This window comes from Desulfogranum aggregans (genome assembly GCF_055398265.1).
Genome location: NZ_AP042447.1, coordinates 3,888,928 through 3,905,773 on the forward strand (window position 1 = coordinate 3,888,928; position 16,846 = coordinate 3,905,773).

At 53.0% G+C, this 16,846-nt stretch carries 9 protein-coding genes; 4 read left to right on the forward strand and 5 right to left on the reverse strand.

Annotated elements, in window-relative coordinates:
- Window positions 1-77: 77 nt before the first annotated feature.
- Entirely contained in the window at window positions 78-1,742 is a 1,665-nt protein-coding gene (locus tag ACZ52Z_RS17130; RefSeq protein ID WP_464267989.1) for a serine hydrolase, read from the forward strand.
- Between the two features lie 162 nt (window positions 1,743-1,904).
- Here the strand turns inward: ACZ52Z_RS17130 and katG are convergent, their stop codons facing one another.
- Both katG and ACZ52Z_RS17140 read right to left on the reverse strand, forming a co-directional pair.
- The gene (katG, locus tag ACZ52Z_RS17135; RefSeq protein WP_464267990.1) at window positions 1,905-4,094 is read right to left on the reverse strand and encodes a catalase/peroxidase HPI; all 2,190 of its coding nucleotides are present in this window, start codon (window positions 4,092-4,094) and stop codon (window positions 1,905-1,907) included.
- A gap of 75 nt (window positions 4,095-4,169) precedes the next feature.
- Complete coding sequence (locus tag ACZ52Z_RS17140) at window positions 4,170-4,697, reverse strand: Fur family transcriptional regulator (RefSeq protein ID WP_464267991.1); 528 nt, start codon at window positions 4,695-4,697, stop codon at window positions 4,170-4,172.
- A 472-nt stretch (window positions 4,698-5,169) separates the two neighbouring features.
- On the opposite strand from ACZ52Z_RS17140, the gene ACZ52Z_RS17145 reads away from it, so the two are divergent.
- The 3 genes from ACZ52Z_RS17145 (at window position 5,170) to ACZ52Z_RS17155 (ending at window position 13,191) form a co-directional block, all read left to right on the forward strand.
- The gene (locus ACZ52Z_RS17145; RefSeq protein ID WP_464267992.1) at window positions 5,170-5,916 is read left to right on the forward strand and encodes an N-acyl homoserine lactonase family protein; all 747 of its coding nucleotides are present in this window, start codon (window positions 5,170-5,172) and stop codon (window positions 5,914-5,916) included.
- 727 nt (window positions 5,917-6,643) lie between these two features.
- Window positions 6,644-10,492, forward strand: coding sequence for a carbamoyltransferase C-terminal domain-containing protein (locus ACZ52Z_RS17150; RefSeq protein ID WP_464267993.1), 3,849 nt, complete (start codon window positions 6,644-6,646; stop codon window positions 10,490-10,492).
- Between the two features lie 140 nt (window positions 10,493-10,632).
- The gene (locus ACZ52Z_RS17155; protein WP_464267994.1) at window positions 10,633-13,191 is read left to right on the forward strand and encodes an isochorismatase family protein; all 2,559 of its coding nucleotides are present in this window, start codon (window positions 10,633-10,635) and stop codon (window positions 13,189-13,191) included.
- Window positions 13,192-13,293: 102 nt separating this feature from the next.
- Here ACZ52Z_RS17155 and ACZ52Z_RS17160 read toward each other — a convergent pair whose 3' ends face one another.
- Genes ACZ52Z_RS17160 through ACZ52Z_RS17170 form a run of 3 tightly spaced genes read right to left on the reverse strand, consistent with a single transcriptional unit; the run spans window position 13,294 to window position 16,751 of the window.
- The gene (locus ACZ52Z_RS17160; protein ID WP_464267995.1) at window positions 13,294-14,448 is read right to left on the reverse strand and encodes a hypothetical protein; all 1,155 of its coding nucleotides are present in this window, start codon (window positions 14,446-14,448) and stop codon (window positions 13,294-13,296) included.
- Window positions 14,449-14,476: 28 nt separating this feature from the next.
- Window positions 14,477-15,856 (reverse strand): TIGR01777 family oxidoreductase, encoded by a 1,380-nt coding sequence (locus ACZ52Z_RS17165; RefSeq protein ID WP_464267996.1) that lies wholly within the window; start codon window positions 15,854-15,856, stop codon window positions 14,477-14,479.
- Window positions 15,849-16,751 carry a TIGR01777 family oxidoreductase gene (locus tag ACZ52Z_RS17170; protein WP_464267997.1) on the reverse strand — a complete coding sequence of 301 codons (903 nt, stop codon included), beginning with the start codon at window positions 16,749-16,751 and terminating at the stop codon, window positions 15,849-15,851. The genes ACZ52Z_RS17165 and ACZ52Z_RS17170 overlap by 8 nt, the downstream gene beginning before the upstream one ends.
- Between the last annotated feature and the right edge of the window lie 95 nt (window positions 16,752-16,846).

Sequence of the window (16,846 nt, forward strand, 5' to 3'; positions counted from 1 at the left end):
AGCTGCGTATCTGGTATAGTCCTTTAAAGGCAGCTGGAAAACCTACAAAGCGTTCAATGCACCACCCCTGTATATATATGTCTTCTCTGGTTTATCATATTTTTTTGTCAGTGCTGCTCTGCACACTTGCACTCCCTTGGTCAGGCTCGGCGCAGGCGGCTGTAGAACAACAGTATGATCTGGCCTATGCCTGGGACAAGGACCTCGACAGTATCCTTGATTACAAAGAGGAGCTGGAAGAACTCTTTGAGCCGGCAATCAGTCAGCGTCTTAAAGTGGTGCAACGTCAGGACGAATATGGGGTGGTTTTCGACTGCAATGCCTCGGTCACCTCCATCCTCAAGGTCATGGTCAAGCAGGGGGTGGTGCTTCAGGAAGCGGGGTTGGACCAGGCCTTTGCTGTTGAAGATACCGGGTATCATGAACTGTATAATGTGAGCTACGGGTATGGGCCCAACCTGGAGGCCATGAAAGAGCAGTATGAAAAAATATACTGCTACCTCGGGAAATCTGTGGGCAAGGACCTCTTTATTGAGCAGGATGAGAAGGGCAAGTACATGCTGGTCTACCGACGGCGCGGAGATCGTGCCTCTACGATGACTGTCGCCAAAAGACACGGTCGCCTGTTGCGAAAAAAAGGCATTCAAACCGCTATTTCCAAGGAATTCAATAATCCGGTGGTTTATGGCGAATCCTCCTATCTTCACGGCGAGCAAGGTGAGCAAAAGGGGGGGCTGGCAGAGCGTGATGCGTACAAACCGAAGGAGGATCGGGGGGATAGCGATGAGCAAAAGCAGGCATCTTCAGCAGTGGTTGCCGGGTCCACTCTTGATCCGGTTATTCTGCGTCCCGGCAATAAAAAAGTAGCGGTCCATAAGGGGACAGCCAGACGCGTAGTGTCGTCGGTCGCGCAGGCGAAACCCGCGCCCTTGCCGCGAAGTGGAGAGTTGCGGGCCGGCTCCAGTTCATATATCGAAAAAAAGGTTGAAGGCTATATCAAACAATTACGCAAAAAAGGAAGGATACGCAGCGACGAAAAAACCGGCTGGGTGGTATACGATCTGGAGCGAGATGTCAGTCTGGTGGATATCAATGCCGATCAATCCTTTCAGGCTGCCAGCATGATCAAGCCTTTTGTTGCTCTGGCTTTTTTTCATCAGGTGAAACAGGGGGTCATCAAATACGGGCCTCGAAGCCGGAGCAAGATGGAGGCCATGATTCAGCGGAGCAGCAACACGGCTACCAACTGGGTCATGCGTCAGGTGGGCGGCCCAGCCAGTTGCCAACGGTTGTTGACCCGCCATTATCCGCATCTGTTCAAACAGCTGCATATTGTCGAGTACATTCCTAAAGGTGGACGTACCTATCGCAACAAGGCGCTGCCTTCGGATTATATTCGATTCCTTCGTGCCCTGTGGAATAAGGAGTTACCCTACGGCAGGGAGATCCGACGATTGATGTCGTTGCCGGGGCGTGACCGGTTGTACCACGGTACCCCTATCCCCGAGGGAACCCTGGTCTATAATAAAACAGGAACAACAGCCCATCTTTGCGGTGATATGGGCATTCTCGCACCCAAGGCCAAGGGGAGGAACAGATACCCCTACGCGATTGTCGGGATTATAGAGCGCAGTTCCCGTCCTTCCAACTATAAGCGCTGGATGCAGTCAAGGGGCGGCGTCATCAGACAGGTTTCGACCTTGGTTTACAAGGACTTGAAGAAGCAGTACGCCTTACGGTAAACAGCATGCACCAAAAAAATCAGGGGTGCCGGCAGGCGTTCTCCCTGGCCACCGTGGCGTTACTGTTACGGTGAACCCTGGCATACGGAGTAAACTCGCGGCGCTTTCTTTGTTGAAAGCGCCGCGAGTTTTTTGGTGAGAGAGGTGAGTGCTTCGAGGCGATCAGGCAACGTCGAAACGATCGAGGTGCATTACCTTGCTCCAGGCTGCCACAAAATCATTGACAAATTTTTCCTGTGCATCGGCGCTGGCATACACTTCAGCCAGTGCGCGGAGTTCGGAGTTTGAACCGAAAATCAGGTCAACGCGGGTGCCGGTCCATTTTGGGTCACCGCTGACGCGATCGCTCCCTTCAAACAGGTCTTCATCCTCAGTGGTTGCCTTCCACACCGTTCCCATGTCAAGCAGGTTGACAAAAAAGTCATTGGTGAGGGTCTCCGGGCGATCGGTGAATACGCCATACTTGGAGCCGTCAAAATTGGTATTCAAAGCACGCATCCCGCCGACCAGAACCGTCATCTCTGGAATCGTCAATTGCAGCAGCTGCGCCTTGTCCACCAACATTTCCTCTGCCGGGACGATGTACTTGGCCTTGAGGTAATTTCGGAAACCATCTGCCTCCGGCTCCATGTATTCGAAGGATGCTGCGTCGGTCTGTTCCGCGGTGGCATCCATACGCCCGGGGGTAAAGGGTACCTTGACGTCATACCCGGCCTTTTTCGCAGCCTGCTCAATTCCAGCGCAACCGGCCAGGACGATCAGGTCGGCAAGCGATACTTTTTTGTCGAAATCGCTTTGGATGCTTTCCAAGGTCTTGAGTACGCGGGCCAGTTGTTCCGGCTGATTGACAGCCCAGTCCTTCTGTGGGGCCAAGCGAATACGGGCACCATTGGCACCCCCGCGGTAGTCTGAGCCGCGAAAGGTCGAAGCTGATGCCCAGGCGGTCGTTACCATTTCGGGTATGGACAGGCCGGATTCAAGGATTTTCTCTTTCAGGGTGGCAATATCCTGTTCACCAATCAGTTCATGATCAACCGGAGGGATCGGGTCCTGCCAGAGCAGGTCCTCTTCAGGCACTTCCGGGCCGAGATAGCGTGTTCGAGGGCCCATATCACGGTGGGTCAGCTTGAACCAGGCTCGGGCAAAGGCGTCAGCCAGTTTTTCGGGGTTTTCGTGGAAGCGCTTTGCGATTTTTTGGTAGATCGGGTCCATCCGCATCGCCATGTCCGCGGTGGTCATAATGATCGGGACCTTTTTGGACGGATCGTCCGCAGCTGGGGCCATGTTGCTGTCTGTGGACTCTTTCGGGGTCCACTGCCAGGCACCTGCAGGGCTCTTGGTCAGCTCCCATTCGTTGCCGAACAGCATGTCCAGGTAGGTCATATCCCATTGAGTCGGCGTCGGGGTCCACGAGCCCTCCAGTCCGCTGCCAATTTGATCGCCGCCTTTGCCGGTACCGTGGCTGCATTTCCAGCCAAGGCCCTGTGCAGCAAGACCGGCAGCTTCAGGTTCCGGACCGACTAGAGAGGCATCACCGGCCCCATGGCATTTGCCGAAGGTGTGGCCGCCAATGGTGAGGGCTACAGTCTCCTCATCATTCATGGCCATGCGTGCAAAGGTTTCCCGGACATCCCGGCCCGAGGCAAGCGGATCAGGATCGCCGTCAGGCCCTTCCGGGTTGACGTAGATAAGTCCCATCTGAACGGCTGCCAGGGGATTTTCAAGATCGCGCTCACCGCTGTAGCGACTTTGAGGGGTGTCGCTCGTTGCGAGCCACTCTTCCTCAGCGCCCCAGTAGATATCTTTTTCCGGTTCCCAGATATCCTCGCGTCCACCGGCAAAACCAAACGTCTTAAATCCCATGGATTCGAGAGCGACATTTCCGGTAAGGATCATCAGGTCAGCCCAGGATATTTTCCGGCCATATTTCTGTTTTATCGGCCACAGGAGCCTGCGCGCCTTGTCGAGGTTGACGTTGTCGGGCCAGCTGTTGACCGGGGCAAAGCGTTGGTTGCCTGTCCCTCCGCCGCCGCGGCCATCAGCGGTTCGGTAGGTGCCGGCGCTGTGCCAGGCCATGCGGATGAACATAGGTCCGTAATGGCCGTAATCCGCCGGCCACCACTCCTGTGAATCGGTCATCAGGGCATGCAGATCTTTTTTGATGGCCTCCAGGTCCAGGCTTTTGAATTCTTCGGCGTAATCGAAATCGTCATCCATGGGGCTGGATTTGGGGCAGTGCTGGCGAAGAATATCCAGGTTCAGGCGATCCGGCCACCAATCTTTGCTGGATCGGCCGCCTACAACGTGCTTGTTGGTTTTTCCCGTTACGGGGCATTTCTTTTCATCGCTCATGAATTTTCCTCCCGTTGTTGGATAAACGTATTCACCATTCAGTGGTGAACACGGTGTGTTGCTGCCAGCGGGTCTCTATGGTACCTCGCCTTGTTTTTTTGCAAGGCATCCTTGGCAGATGCCGCGCACTTCAACGTGTGTTTCCCTGGCTTCGCCAAAGGCGCGTATTGCATCTGGCAGGTGGAGAGCATCAAAATTATTGCTGTAAAAGTCACGGGTGAATCCGCATTCTCTGCAGACAAAATGATGATGCTTGTTCAGATTGGCGTCGAAACGGGTTCTCTCCCGGCTCGAGCCAAGAATTGCCACCAATCCAAGATCGTTCAGCAGCCAGAGCGTTCGGTAGACAGTATCGAGAGAAACGGTAGGTAATCGTTTTCTGACACGCTTGAACACTTGCTCTGCATCCGGATGGTCCCCTGTTTGCGCTATCTCGCGGAAAATCTCCATCCGTTGCTGGGTCAGCTTGATTCCTTTGTCACGGCACACTGTTTCAAACCGTTCCATTCGTTGGGCAACTTCTTGGGTGTTGATGTGCATAGACCTGACCTTGTAGGAATCAATTCTTAATTGATAATTAATCGCCATAAGCGTATTCGTCAACAGGTATTTCAGGCGGAAGCAAAAGAGATGCGGTATTTAACTGATTGATATTGGGTATTATTGAAATTGATGGAGCCTGAACCTGATGGAATGCCTTGGCTTATTTCACTCCTCCCAAAAAAGTAAAGAGAGGGAACAGTAAGCGAACAGCAGGATAGCGCGACCAGGAGGCGCTGTCTTTGTCAGCAGCACCGGGACCAAACCAGCGCTATCTTCTGGAAAAATACAGCCTAACTCGTGGCAGTTTCTCAGCCGTCACGGATTTAAGAGAAACTCCTGGCAATGCGGTTTTGGATGTTGCCATGACAAACAATCAGCGGTACAGGTGAGTATATGCACAGAATGTGGGGGTGAGTGGAGAGGCAACAGCCCGAGTTCGCCCCTGTCGTATGCCAGCAGAGGGTGGATGCGCTCCCGCACAGTACTGCTGCTGGTCATTTTATTATCAGTTCGTGAGGCAGGAGAGGAAGACATGGCAACATATACCATTCACCCCATTGTGGTCGGCACCAAAGTGTTTGATAAGAGTATGATGACCTACCAGCACGGTGCCGGTGAAACCTTTACCATCCCGATTTTTTGCTGGTATATTCAGGGGGGGGAAAAGCGTATTCTGGTCGATACCGGTGAGATCAGTCCAATTCAGTCTGCAGCTAGGGAGGAGGCCATTGGGGGAAAAATTTACACCTTTGAACAAGGATTGGCCCGGTTTGGTCTGGTCCCCAATGACATTGATATCGTCATTCATACCCACCTGCATAATGATCATTGCGAAAATGACTATAAATGCACCAATGCCAGGGTGTATGTTCACGAAGCAGAACTCAGGCGCATTCATCATCCTCATCCCCTCGATTTTCGTTATCTGGAGGACTACATCCTGGATATCGAGGCCAGCGGTCAGTTGGAGATCATGACCGGCGATACCCAGGTGGTCGATGGAATACGGTGCATCCATACCCCTGTGCATACCGATGGCGGCATGAGTGTAGTGATTGAAACGGCGAAAGGAAAGGCGGTGATTACAGGTTTTTGCGTCATCCAGGAGAATTTTGAACCGCCCAGGGAAATCCGGGCGATGGAAATGGAGGTGATTCCTCCCGGTACCCTGGTTAATGCCTTTGAGGCCTATGATATTATGCTCAACGTCAAGAATATGGCAGATATTTTACTTCCCTTGCACGAGCCGGCTTTTGCGGCGATTGATTCAATTCCGTGAAGTGCCTGATGTCTGCTGAAAGCGTGCCGGACCGTGAGGCCGAGTCCGGCCCCGCAATGAATGGGCAGTTCTACACTCCATTCATTGCGGCGATTGCCTTTTTTCTCCGTCAAAGGACAGGTATTCGATTGACGATCACAGACGTTTCTCCGTTCGGTGGTGACGTTCTCATCTTTGCATAATGCTTCTTTCCACCGTCTCCTTAGGCGAAATTTGTAAAAAAATCACCTGCCCAGTTAAGCCATATCTTTTGTAACCTGTTGTTATCGTGTTTTATTAGGGTTTTTAATGCCTGCCAGCTGCAGGAAGATGCGTTCTTTTTATTTTTTCTCCTTTCAATAAACAGATATACTACAGAGAACAGGAGTATTTGTCGATTAAGGTAGAGATTACCGTCGATGGAGTTTTCTGCCCAGATGAACGGTTTCGGGTGATTCTTCTCCGCCAACCTTTTGGGGCAGTTGCTGTTTGCTTTTAACTGGTGAAGTTACGAAGAGTGCAAGACCTGCGATCTGGGCACAGCATGAAACCCGTTCAGAACCCGGCCATGCATTGACCAGGCTTGAACCGATGCTGTATACAACGACTAGGGCTTTACCACCCCGTAGGAGAGGGCTTCCTTTATGAATACCTCTTTGGGGCATGCGCTGATGCTGCTTCTTGAGCCTGATATCGGCGTTTTTCTCTCAATGCTTTGCTTACCTCGAAAACCATCAGAAAAACTGTAATGTCGAATTACCACCTGGGATTAAATTTAGGGCATGATCGCGCTGCGGCGGTGGTGCGAGATGGAGAAATAGTCGTCGCCATTCATCAGGAGCGTCTCGATCGCCTTAAGCACAGTGTTGGTTTCTTGCACCAGGATATTCATAATCCAGCGCAGATTCAGTTGCCCCATGAGGCAATCCAGTACTGTCTGAAAAGTTGTGGTATTCGGTTGACCGACATCGCCACCATCAGCGCCAACATGCCTGGTGAAGACCAGAGTCCGGAGATCCTTCGCCGCAGCCTGCCCCAGGAATTCGAGGGAAAAATCCTTTCTCCGCCCAGCCATCATCTTATGCATGCATACTCAGCCTATTGGCCTTCGGGATTTGAGGACGCGTTGATCTTTGTTGTCGACGCGTCAGGCAGCAGCCATGATGGACTCACCGAATCATACACCCTCTATACCGGTCGCGGAGGAAAGATTCGGACCATACACGAAGAACGGGTGCCAGCGCACCTGGCTGCCCTTTCAACCCTTGGCTTTCTGTACGAATATGTCAGTCGGAAAGCGGGTTTTATGACAGAAGTCGGCTCCGCCATCCGCATTCCCGAGGCAGGCAAGTTGATGGGGCTGGCTGCCTATGGCGGGCCTCAGGAGAACTGGGAGCGCTGGCTTCGATGCATTCCCGACAGTTACCATGTGGATATTTCGGCATACGACATTTTTCTGGAGATCGCTGCCCTGGAAAAGCGGTATGACGACGGTCAGGGAAAACCCTACCTGCGGCCATACCTTGTTGATCTGGCATACAAGGTGCAAAATGAACTCGAACAGGCCCTGTTGCACATTGTTGGTCGGGCAGTGAAGGAAACCGGATTGCGCCGACTCTGCCTTGCCGGTGGCGTCACCTTGAATTCCGTTGCCAATTACCAGCTGCTGCATGAACTGAGCCTGGAAGATATATTCATCTTTCCGGCTGCGGGAGATGCCGGTATCGCTGCCGGCTGCGCTCTCTGGGCCTATGCCGAGCAGGAAAAAGGCGGGGTACGCAAGCGCATGCGGCACGCCGCCCTGGGTTATGCCTGGGATGATGATGCCATTGATCAGGCGCTGGAACGTTTTGCCGGGCATATCCAGGTAGAGCATCTTTCGGATGATCAGGTCGTTGAACAGACTGCTCGTGCTCTGGCAAAGGGCTACGTGGTTGCACGGTTTGAGGGCGGTTCAGAATTTGGCCCTCGAGCTCTTGGATCGCGTTCCATCCTCGCTGACCCGACGTTTACGCACATGAAGGACATCCTGAATGCGCGGGTGAAATTTCGTGAATCTTTTCGACCGTTTGCTCCTGTTGTCCCTGAGGAGGACATTGCGGAAGTTTTCGAGCAGAAAGTACCTTCCCCGTTTATGCTGGTAGTCTCCCCGATTAAAGCGGAATATCAAGAGCAGATTCCGGCGGTAACCCATGCTGACGGATCAGGTCGGGTCCAGACGGTAACGGCAGAGGACAATCCCTTTTTTCATCGCCTGTGCCGAAAGATGGTTGCTCTACGCAAGGGACCGCCAGTGATCCTCAATACGAGCTTTAATATTGCGGGGCAGCCGATTGTTGAAACGCCGGATGAAGCAATAGAGACCTTTCTCAACACCAATATCGACTATCTTTTTCTTGAGAATCATCGTATCACCAAGCGCGGTGCGCCCGTACTAGAGTACAAGGAACACCTGGCAAAGGTACATGATTCGATTTTGCCCCATGGCCTGCCAGGCGGCCAGCATTCGGTCAAGGATTTGATGGGGCAGCTGGACAGGGCCCTGTTTTTTGGAGAAACGCAGAACTGCCCCTGGTCAATGACGGAACTGCGGTCCCTGTCGCGGAGGGGAGCGATTTTCAAGGAGACGAGCCGAGCCTTTACGGACAGTCCTTTTGGCGGGCTCCCCCGAACAAGGCTGTCGCCGTCCGTTGTCCTCTTGATCGATCCTATAAACGGGTCGCAGCTGGTCGACAAAAGTGCCGCGACTAAAGCCGCGCTTCTCTCTTGGCCTGAGGTGGGTTTGCTGCAGGGACTTCTGCAAGGTGACAGCAAACTGCTGGAACGATTGCGCTTGGAACGCCAGTGTACCACCCAGGCCTGGGCCAAGCAAATCGCTGCCATGGCCAAACGACTGGGGCCTCATAAATTGAGGCTTGAAAAGATTGGCGCCAGTACTGCCGACGGTTGTCCATTTAAAGATAGTCCCTTGCCGCAGCGTGTCGATAGGACCCTTGAACCCTTTGCCGAGGAAGGTTTTCGGCTCTTTTCCCTGTTGGCACCCCTGCGTACGCTTCTTGAGGAAGCAGGATATAATGAGGCTGCCATCTGTGCGTTGCTCGAGGTGGATTCCCTGCAGTCCATTGAACCCACGCACCTCTACTATTACGACCATTTTCATCTGCCCGATACCCCGCGCGCTGACCTCATCCGCCTGTTCATGCTTCGGGTTGCCCTGCCTGAAGCATCGCTCCGCTCCCTCTTTGGCAATGAGATGTTCGAGGCCCTTGCCTGTCTTGACATACTGTATGCCAGTGGTGATCGATGGGCATCTCGTATTGATCTCTACTGCGTTGAAGGACTGTATGTGGCCACCGATCATCGCTATCTGCTGGGTGAGGAAAAAGAGATGGCAGAGATGCCGGTGATGTATATCGGCCTGGATAGTCGGGGTTTGGTGCATGCAGCGCCGCGCAAGCCCTGTGCCAGGCTGCTGGACCTGTGCACGGGTTCCGGCGTACAGGCCCTCTCGGGCAGTCGTTATGCCACCCGGGCGGTGGGGGTGGACCTGAACCCGCGGGCGGTTCGTTTCGCCCGCTTCAATGCCCAGCTCAACGGCATCACCAACGTGCGCTTTCTGTTGTCGGATCTTTATCAGGAACTGGAGGGGGAGACCTACGATATTATCCTTGCCAATCCGCCTTTTGTTCCCAGTCCCCATGGCAACTTGCACTACCGAGACGGCGGTCGTTCCGGGGAAGCAGTCCTTGCGCGGGTCATCAGCCAGGCTGATAGATATATGGGGCCGGAAGCACAGTTGCATATTGTTGCCGATCTGGTCGATGTCGGCGGGTATGCCGACAAACTGCGTCACTGGTGGCAAGGCGGAGCGACTCATCAACTCGTCCTGGGTACCGCTGATCGTGATGAAATCCTTTTTGCCGTCCCCCATAGTCATTTTCCTTTCAACCAGAGCTTTGAAGCGTACAACACGGAACTGGAAAAGTGGGTGCGTAACTACCGGCAGGCAGAGATCGACACGGTAAATTTCGGCTATATCTTCATCAAGAAACTGAGCGGCATGGAAAATGGATCGTATTTTTACCGAATTATTCATAATCCATTACGGGCAATTCATGATGAAGTGGCACATTATTTTGAGCAGCGACAAAGACTCGCTGCGTGCAGGAGGGGTCCGCAGACGCAGTATTCCATTCGGCTCCGGCCCGGTCTGAGGTTTCGCATCGAATTTGACCCTTCAGGAGGCGAGCAGCAGGTTGAACTTTTCGTTCCGGATAACCCCTACTTCACAACTTACGTGGTAAACGATGCGGTGTATCAAGAACTGTTGTTCATCAACCGCTATCAGCCCCCCCTGGAGATACTTGCCGACGAAACCCGGCATGATCGGATTGTTGACCTCATTCTAAAGGGCGTACTGGAGCTGGCTGAATCCAGCGACCAGGGGGGGAAACCTTCCCGCAGTGTTGGCGGGCCGTGTATTGAGAGGATGCATTCCAGTCCCATCGAAGACGCAGATGATCGACATGGACCCACGGAAATTCGGGAACTGGAAACAAAAACCACCCCAACCTGTTTATCGTCCTATCTGGCGTGATGCAGGCCATGTTGCCGCGCCCTCTGTTCTGTCTTCTGTGCAGTCCAGGAGCCTGCAGCGGATGCAGAGGAGCGGGGTTGAGGCTATAGAAAAACGTATTGTGCCGGGTATCGGTAAAAATATTTATTGAAAGAGATACTATGGATCTACACAAAACCGCATTGATTCTCATCGGCTATCAAAATGATTATTTTGCCGAGGACGGAATATTACGTGCGGTAATCGAAGAGCCCGGCCAGGCTTCGGAGGTTCTGTCGAAGACGGTTGCGCTGATCGAAAAACTCCTGCATACCCCCATTCATCTGATTTCGACGCCAATCATTTTTACCCCGGAGTACAGCGAACTCGTTGATCCGGTCGGTATCCTACTCACCATCAAGGAGGAGGGAGCATTTAAAGCCGGGACCAATGGGGCCAATACCGTGCCCGAACTGGCGAAGTTCAGCAACCGGATATTGGAAATTCCCGGAAAGTCGGGGTTTAATGCCTTTTCCAACACCCAGCTAAACGAAGTGCTTCAGGAGAAAGGGGTTACGGATGTTGTCCTGGCCGGAGCAGTGTCATCCATATGTATCGATTCCACCGCCCGGTTTGCCTTTGAAAAAGGGTACAGAGTCCATATTCTCAGTGACTGCACTGCCGGTCGCACAGCGATCGAACAGTCTTTTTTCTGTGAAAAGATCTTTCCGCTTTACGCCAAAGTGATTGACAGCCAGGAGTTGTTGCTTGGTTCGCTAGAGGCATTGACGGTAAACGGGGTGGCGTATCATCCGGATCAGCATGAGCTTGACCTGCAGGCCCGTTACTTTCTCATCGAAGATCTCTCCCTTTCCAAACAACGCTATCAGGCCCTTATCGAGCGCCTGCATGAAATAGTTTTTCAGGCCGATGATTCTCTGTGCTTCACTTTTCTCAATCCGGCCTGGACCAAGGTGACAGGCATCGGAATAAGCGAAGCCACCGGCCGGCCTATGACTGATTTTGTAGCTGAGCCAAGCCGGAGAGTCTGGCTGAAATTTATCGAAAACCTGCAAAACGGCGCACAGAAGTACCTTATCCCTGAATTGTGCCTGTCGTACATTGATGGCGGCCATCGCTGGGTGACGTTTTTCATCGAAAAAGGCGACCCGGAGAGCTGGTGGACAGGCTCCATGCACGACATTACCGACAGTAAACAAGCCAAGGATGCGCTTCGGGCAAGTGAGGAGCGTTTTCGGACCATCTTTGAAACTGCTCAGGATTCAATTTTTATCAAGAATTGCGACCTGCAGTATACGCATATCAACCCGGCGATGGAAAAAATTTTCGGGGTTTCCGCTGCCGAGGTGATTGGATTGACCGATGAAGACCTGATGGGGGAAACAGCCGGAGCCTGCATCAGGGAAATCGATGCTCGTGTGCTTGCTGGGGAGATTGTTGAAGAGGAACAGTCCATACCGGTAGGTGGAAGTCAGCACATGTTTGATGTGATCAAGGTGCCGATGAGGGACAGCTCCGGCGAGATAAGCGGCTTGTGTGGCATTGCTCGCAATGTTTCCGAACGCAAGAAAGCGGAAGAAGAGCTGCATAAGATACAGAAGTTAAAGAGCATTGGTACCCTTGCCGGCGGTATCGCCCATGATTTCAACAATATCCTCACCGGCTTGTATAGTAATATCTCCTTGGCCAAAAGTACTCTCTCCCAGGATCATCCCGGTTTCAATGACCTTGAGAACGCTGAAAAATCCATGACCCGGGCGTCTCGTCTTGCCAGTCAGCTGCTGACCTTTGCCAAGGGAGGCGAGCCCATCATGAAGGATGTCAGTCTTGGCAAGTTGGTTGAGGAGGTTGTTCGTTTTGATCTCTCTGGCAGCAATGTCATGCCTGTGTTCAGTCAGGATGAGGACCTTTGGGTCGCTAAAGTGGATAACGGGCAGATACAGCAGGTTATCTCCAACCTTGCTACGAACGCCAACCAGGCAATGCCAGATGGAGGTCACCTTTACATAACCCTGGAGAATGCACACCTCGAGGAAAATGAGATATCCGGCCTGGATCAGAAGAGGTATATCAAACTGACTGTACGGGATGAAGGGATCGGTGTGAGGCAGAAGGACCTAAACCGGATATTTGACCCCTATTTCAGTACCAAACATACAGGAAACGGCCTTGGACTGGCAACGGTCTACTCCATCATTCACAAACACGGTGGACATATAAGCGTTGAGTCCGAATTCGGAAAAGGAACAATCTTTACTCTCTATCTTCCTGTTTCTTCATCAAAGTATCCGCAGGAGACAGCGCAGCTTGCACCGAAGCTGTCGACAAGGAAAAACACCACCAGGATATTGGTGATGGATGATGATGAAATGATCCGCGATGCAACCACTAAAATGCTCAAACTTGTCGGGTTTTCCGTTGAGACGGCCGTTGATGGCGATCAGGCCATAACCATGTATAAAGATGCGCTGGACCAAGGCACACCTTTTGACGTGGTCATCATGGACCTGACTATCCCCGGCGGGGTCGGTGGAAAGGATGCAGTCAGAGAGATTCTGGCAATTGATCCAAAGGCGAAGGCCATCGTTTCCAGCGGCTATGCCAATGATCCAGTTCTGGCCAACTACGCTGATTACGGTTTTAAAGGCATCGTGGTCAAGCCGTATACCATGAGCCATCTTTGGGATGTTTTAAATGGGGTACTGAAGGCTGAAACATGATGTCCGTCCCCAGGCGGCAAACAGGCCGCAAGGGGAGGAAGCTGCCTGAGAATGCCGAAAAAGCTGAAGCAGCTGGTCCTCGGGGACAAGCCCTTGCGGCAATCAGTTGCCGCTGCTGGTCGGAGAATGGGCGAGGACTTCGTCTTCCACGGAGACCAGGCGTGAATCAACGGTACTCTGATTAAAGAACAGGATAATGAGGAGCCAGCAGTAGCACGCTACGGCCAGTATGGCGAAAAACGGCAGGAAATAGCCGATGGGGCACAGGACAAGAACCGTCAGCCAGTGGAGCATGATCAGTTGCTGTGAGTGCAGCTGGATGGGAAAGTCTGCATGCCGGCTGATAACTGCCAGGCCGCTGAGATTCCAACCATAGAGAGCGGTAAAGGCATGCAGTCTGAGGAGGGGGTGACTGATCTTCTCTATATAGTAGGGAGAGAGGGAGAGCAGGATGTAGGCAATACCGGTTATCGAGGTTATGAGTAAAAACATGATTCCAGAGGTGAGAAACGCCTTCTGTTGTAGCCGAATGCCCTGGTGCCAGTAGAGATAGAGAATATAGGCGACGGTAACAAAAAGGACGGTGGAGATGACCACCTGGGGAATAAAGACCTCGGCAAGGATAAAGAGAAAAAAGATGATGACCCCCAGGTTGATGGTCCAGAAGGCCGCTTCCTTGAATACGCTCGTCAGCGTGACCCGACCGTTTTTCATCAGCGAAAAAATGACCGACATGCTGATCAGGGAAATAGGAAAAGAGAAACCCAAAAAAAAGGTGTCGAGCTGGAGTTTTTCAATGGTGAACCATTTGGTGAATTCGGCATTGAGGATGACCGGGCTGGACATGAACAGGCCGAGGGAAAGGCAAAGCAATGCGGCCTGATGAAATTTTTTGGCTACGCTCTCTTCCCAGCGAAAGAGGGCTACCGGCAGGCGTCTGCCAAACTGTTTGACCCGTACCTGTTCGATAATGACGGCGAGCACCAGGGGAATGATCATTGCCGGCAGGTACCAGTGCATGAAGGCGCAAAAGGCAAAAGCCAGGGCCAGAAAAAGAAAGAGTTTTCCCCGGATGGATAGCTGCGGCTGATCTTCGGTAAAGTAGATCAGCATGGTGCCGCCGCTGCACAGGTTGAACAGGAAGATGTGCAGTCGTTCAAAATTGCGTATTTCCGGGGGGACCAGATGATGAAGAAAGCCAAAGGCCAAAGCAGTGGTCATCATGGTCAGAAAAAGTACTTTCAGTTTCCAGCTCACCTTGCGTGTTCCGTCGTGTGGATAAGGGTTAGTGTTTGCCAAGCAGGCTCTGCAGAGCGATTTCCAGGCTTGGGTGGCGAAAGGTAAAACCGGAGTGCTGCAGTTTCTCCGTTGATACCCTGCACCCGGCAAGTAATACCTCAGAGGCCATCTGTCCGTAAAGGGTTTTTAACAGCCCGGCCGGAATAGCCGGTAGGAGGGGACGTCGCATCACTTTGGCCAGGGTCTGCATCAGCTCGCCGTTGGTTACCGGTGTGGGTGCGGCAATATTGACCGGCCCGGAGAGGTTTTCACAGCAGAGGGCATGAAGCATGGCCGCGATCATATCATCAATACTAATCCAGCTGATATATTGTTCACCTGAACCAAAGCTTTTACTAAACCCAACCGGCGAAGTGGTGAGCAGGCGCTGCAGCGCCCCTCCCTTCGGGCTGAGCACCACGCCGATGCGCATGAAAACGGTTCTAATACCGGCCGCAGCCGCTGGGTCTGCCGCTCGTTCCCAAAGCGAGCAGACATCGGAGATGAAGTCCAGTCCCGACTGGTCCTCCTCTCGCATGCAGCAGTCCTGGCAGTCTCCATAAAAGCCGACAGCTGAGGCACTGAGCAATACACGTGGCCTGGGAGTCAGATTGGCAATGGTTTTCGCTATCAGGCCGGTCCCCAGCTCCCGGCTGGCAATGACCCGAGCTTTTTTTTCCTCGGTCCATCGGCCCTCGCCGATGTTGTCGCCTGCAAGGTGGATGACCCCGTCAAGTTCCGGCAGGGAAGACGTGTCAATGATTCCCTGCTGTGGGTCCCAGTATATTTCCTTCTTTTCTGGATCGGGTTTTCGCCGAACCAGCATCCATACCTCATGGCCGCCGGTGGTCAGCAGGGGCCGCAGCGCCTTTCCCAGTACGCCGCTGCCGCCGGTAATAAGGATACGCATCGGCCGTTTACTGTATCGCTGGTGCAGCTTGATATCTTCCAGCAGAGTGGCATGGCGGTAGGAGAATATGCGATGGAGCATTTTGGCCACCGCATCCTCGGTGAATCCGGGCAGCAACGATTGGGCAGGAAGTGTGTAGGCGATCCGGTCTTCCAGTCGGCTTCCCTGTTCGGTCGCATAAAACAGATGGGTGTGTTCCCAACTGGAAAATGGACCCCTGTGCTGCACATCTTTGAACATCTGGCCGGGGATATCCTCAACATGCCGTGCATGCCACCGGTAGGGAAAAGGGCCGAAGTGAAGTCGGAGTGTGGCCGTACCGCCGGGAGCTATCCCGCCCTGGCGGGCAAGGACCGTGGTGTTTTCCCATGGTGGGATCAATCGTTCAAGGGCACCGTCTCGGCTGTGCCACGAGTAGAGCTCGTATGCAGAGCAGGGAAAGTGCGATGAATGAGAGAAAATTTTTGCATCAGCCACGAAGAATCTCCTGCAGGGCGGGACGCAGTTCCGGGTAGGAAAAAATATAGCCATTGTTTTCCAGGGCCTCAGGGATGGTTTTCTGCCCCTGAAGAAGGGATTCACCAAATTCGCCCAGGATGAGTTTCATGACAAAAGCCGGGGCAGGCAAAACAGCAGGTCGATTGAGGACGCCGGCCAGTTGACGGGCGAATTCTTTTTGCCGGACGTTTTCCGGGGCAGTCAAATTGAATGCGCCGTGGGCATCGTCGCTTAGCAGGAGAAATAGCGATGCATTGACAATGTCGTCCAGGTGAATCCAGGGAAACCACTGCTTGCCGGACCCGATCGGGCCGCCCAAGCCAAGCTTGAAAGGCAGCTTCATGGTGGCCAAAGCTCCGCCGCCCTTTCCCAGGACGACGCCAAGGCGCATAATCGCTACTCTCGTTCCCTTGTTTTCCGCCTTATGCGCTTCAGCCTCCCACTCGCGGCAGACTTCGGCTAAAAAATCAGTTCCGTTTTCAGCGGTTTCTCGTTTTTCTTGTTCCCCGCCATTGCCGTAATAGCCGGCTGCAGAAGCGCTCAGTAAAAAGGTCTCTCCGCCGGAGGGCATGGCATCTACAAGGTGACGGGTGGTAAGAATGCGGCTGTTGTAAATCGTTTTTTTGTATTTTGCCGTCCACAGATTAAAAACCGATCGTCCCGCCAGGTTGATAAAGGCTTCGTGGTCGGCGACTTGCTGCTGCCATTCCCCCGGTTGGCTCGTATCTGCCGAAATATAGGAGAGGTGCGGGTGTGCCGGCAGCCGGCAGTGGCTGCTGCTGCCGACAACGGTGATTTCATGCCCCAGTTCAAGTAATCGGGTGCTAAGGGCTGAGCCGACAAAACCTGTTCCACCTGTCATGAAAATTTTCACTGGTTTCCCCTCCTGGTTGTGTACCTGTTGTTAAGAGATACTGCTTCCCTATACCATGCCCGTAGGTATGTCTGGACACAATGAACGTATAGTTA

Bases quoted from the DNA above. Each gene is read 5' to 3' on its own strand.
- katG (WP_464267990.1), bottom strand. From the start codon at position 4,094: ATGAGCGATGAAAAGAAATGCCCCGTAACGGGAAAAACCAACAAGCAC.
- ACZ52Z_RS17145 (WP_464267992.1), top strand. From the start codon at position 5,170: ATGGCAACATATACCATTCACCCCATTGTGGTCGGCACCAAAGTGTTT.
- ACZ52Z_RS17130 (WP_464267989.1), top strand. From the start codon at position 78: ATGTCTTCTCTGGTTTATCATATTTTTTTGTCAGTGCTGCTCTGCACA.
- ACZ52Z_RS17155 (WP_464267994.1), top strand. From the start codon at position 10,633: ATGGATCTACACAAAACCGCATTGATTCTCATCGGCTATCAAAATGAT.
- ACZ52Z_RS17150 (WP_464267993.1), top strand. From the start codon at position 6,644: ATGTCGAATTACCACCTGGGATTAAATTTAGGGCATGATCGCGCTGCG.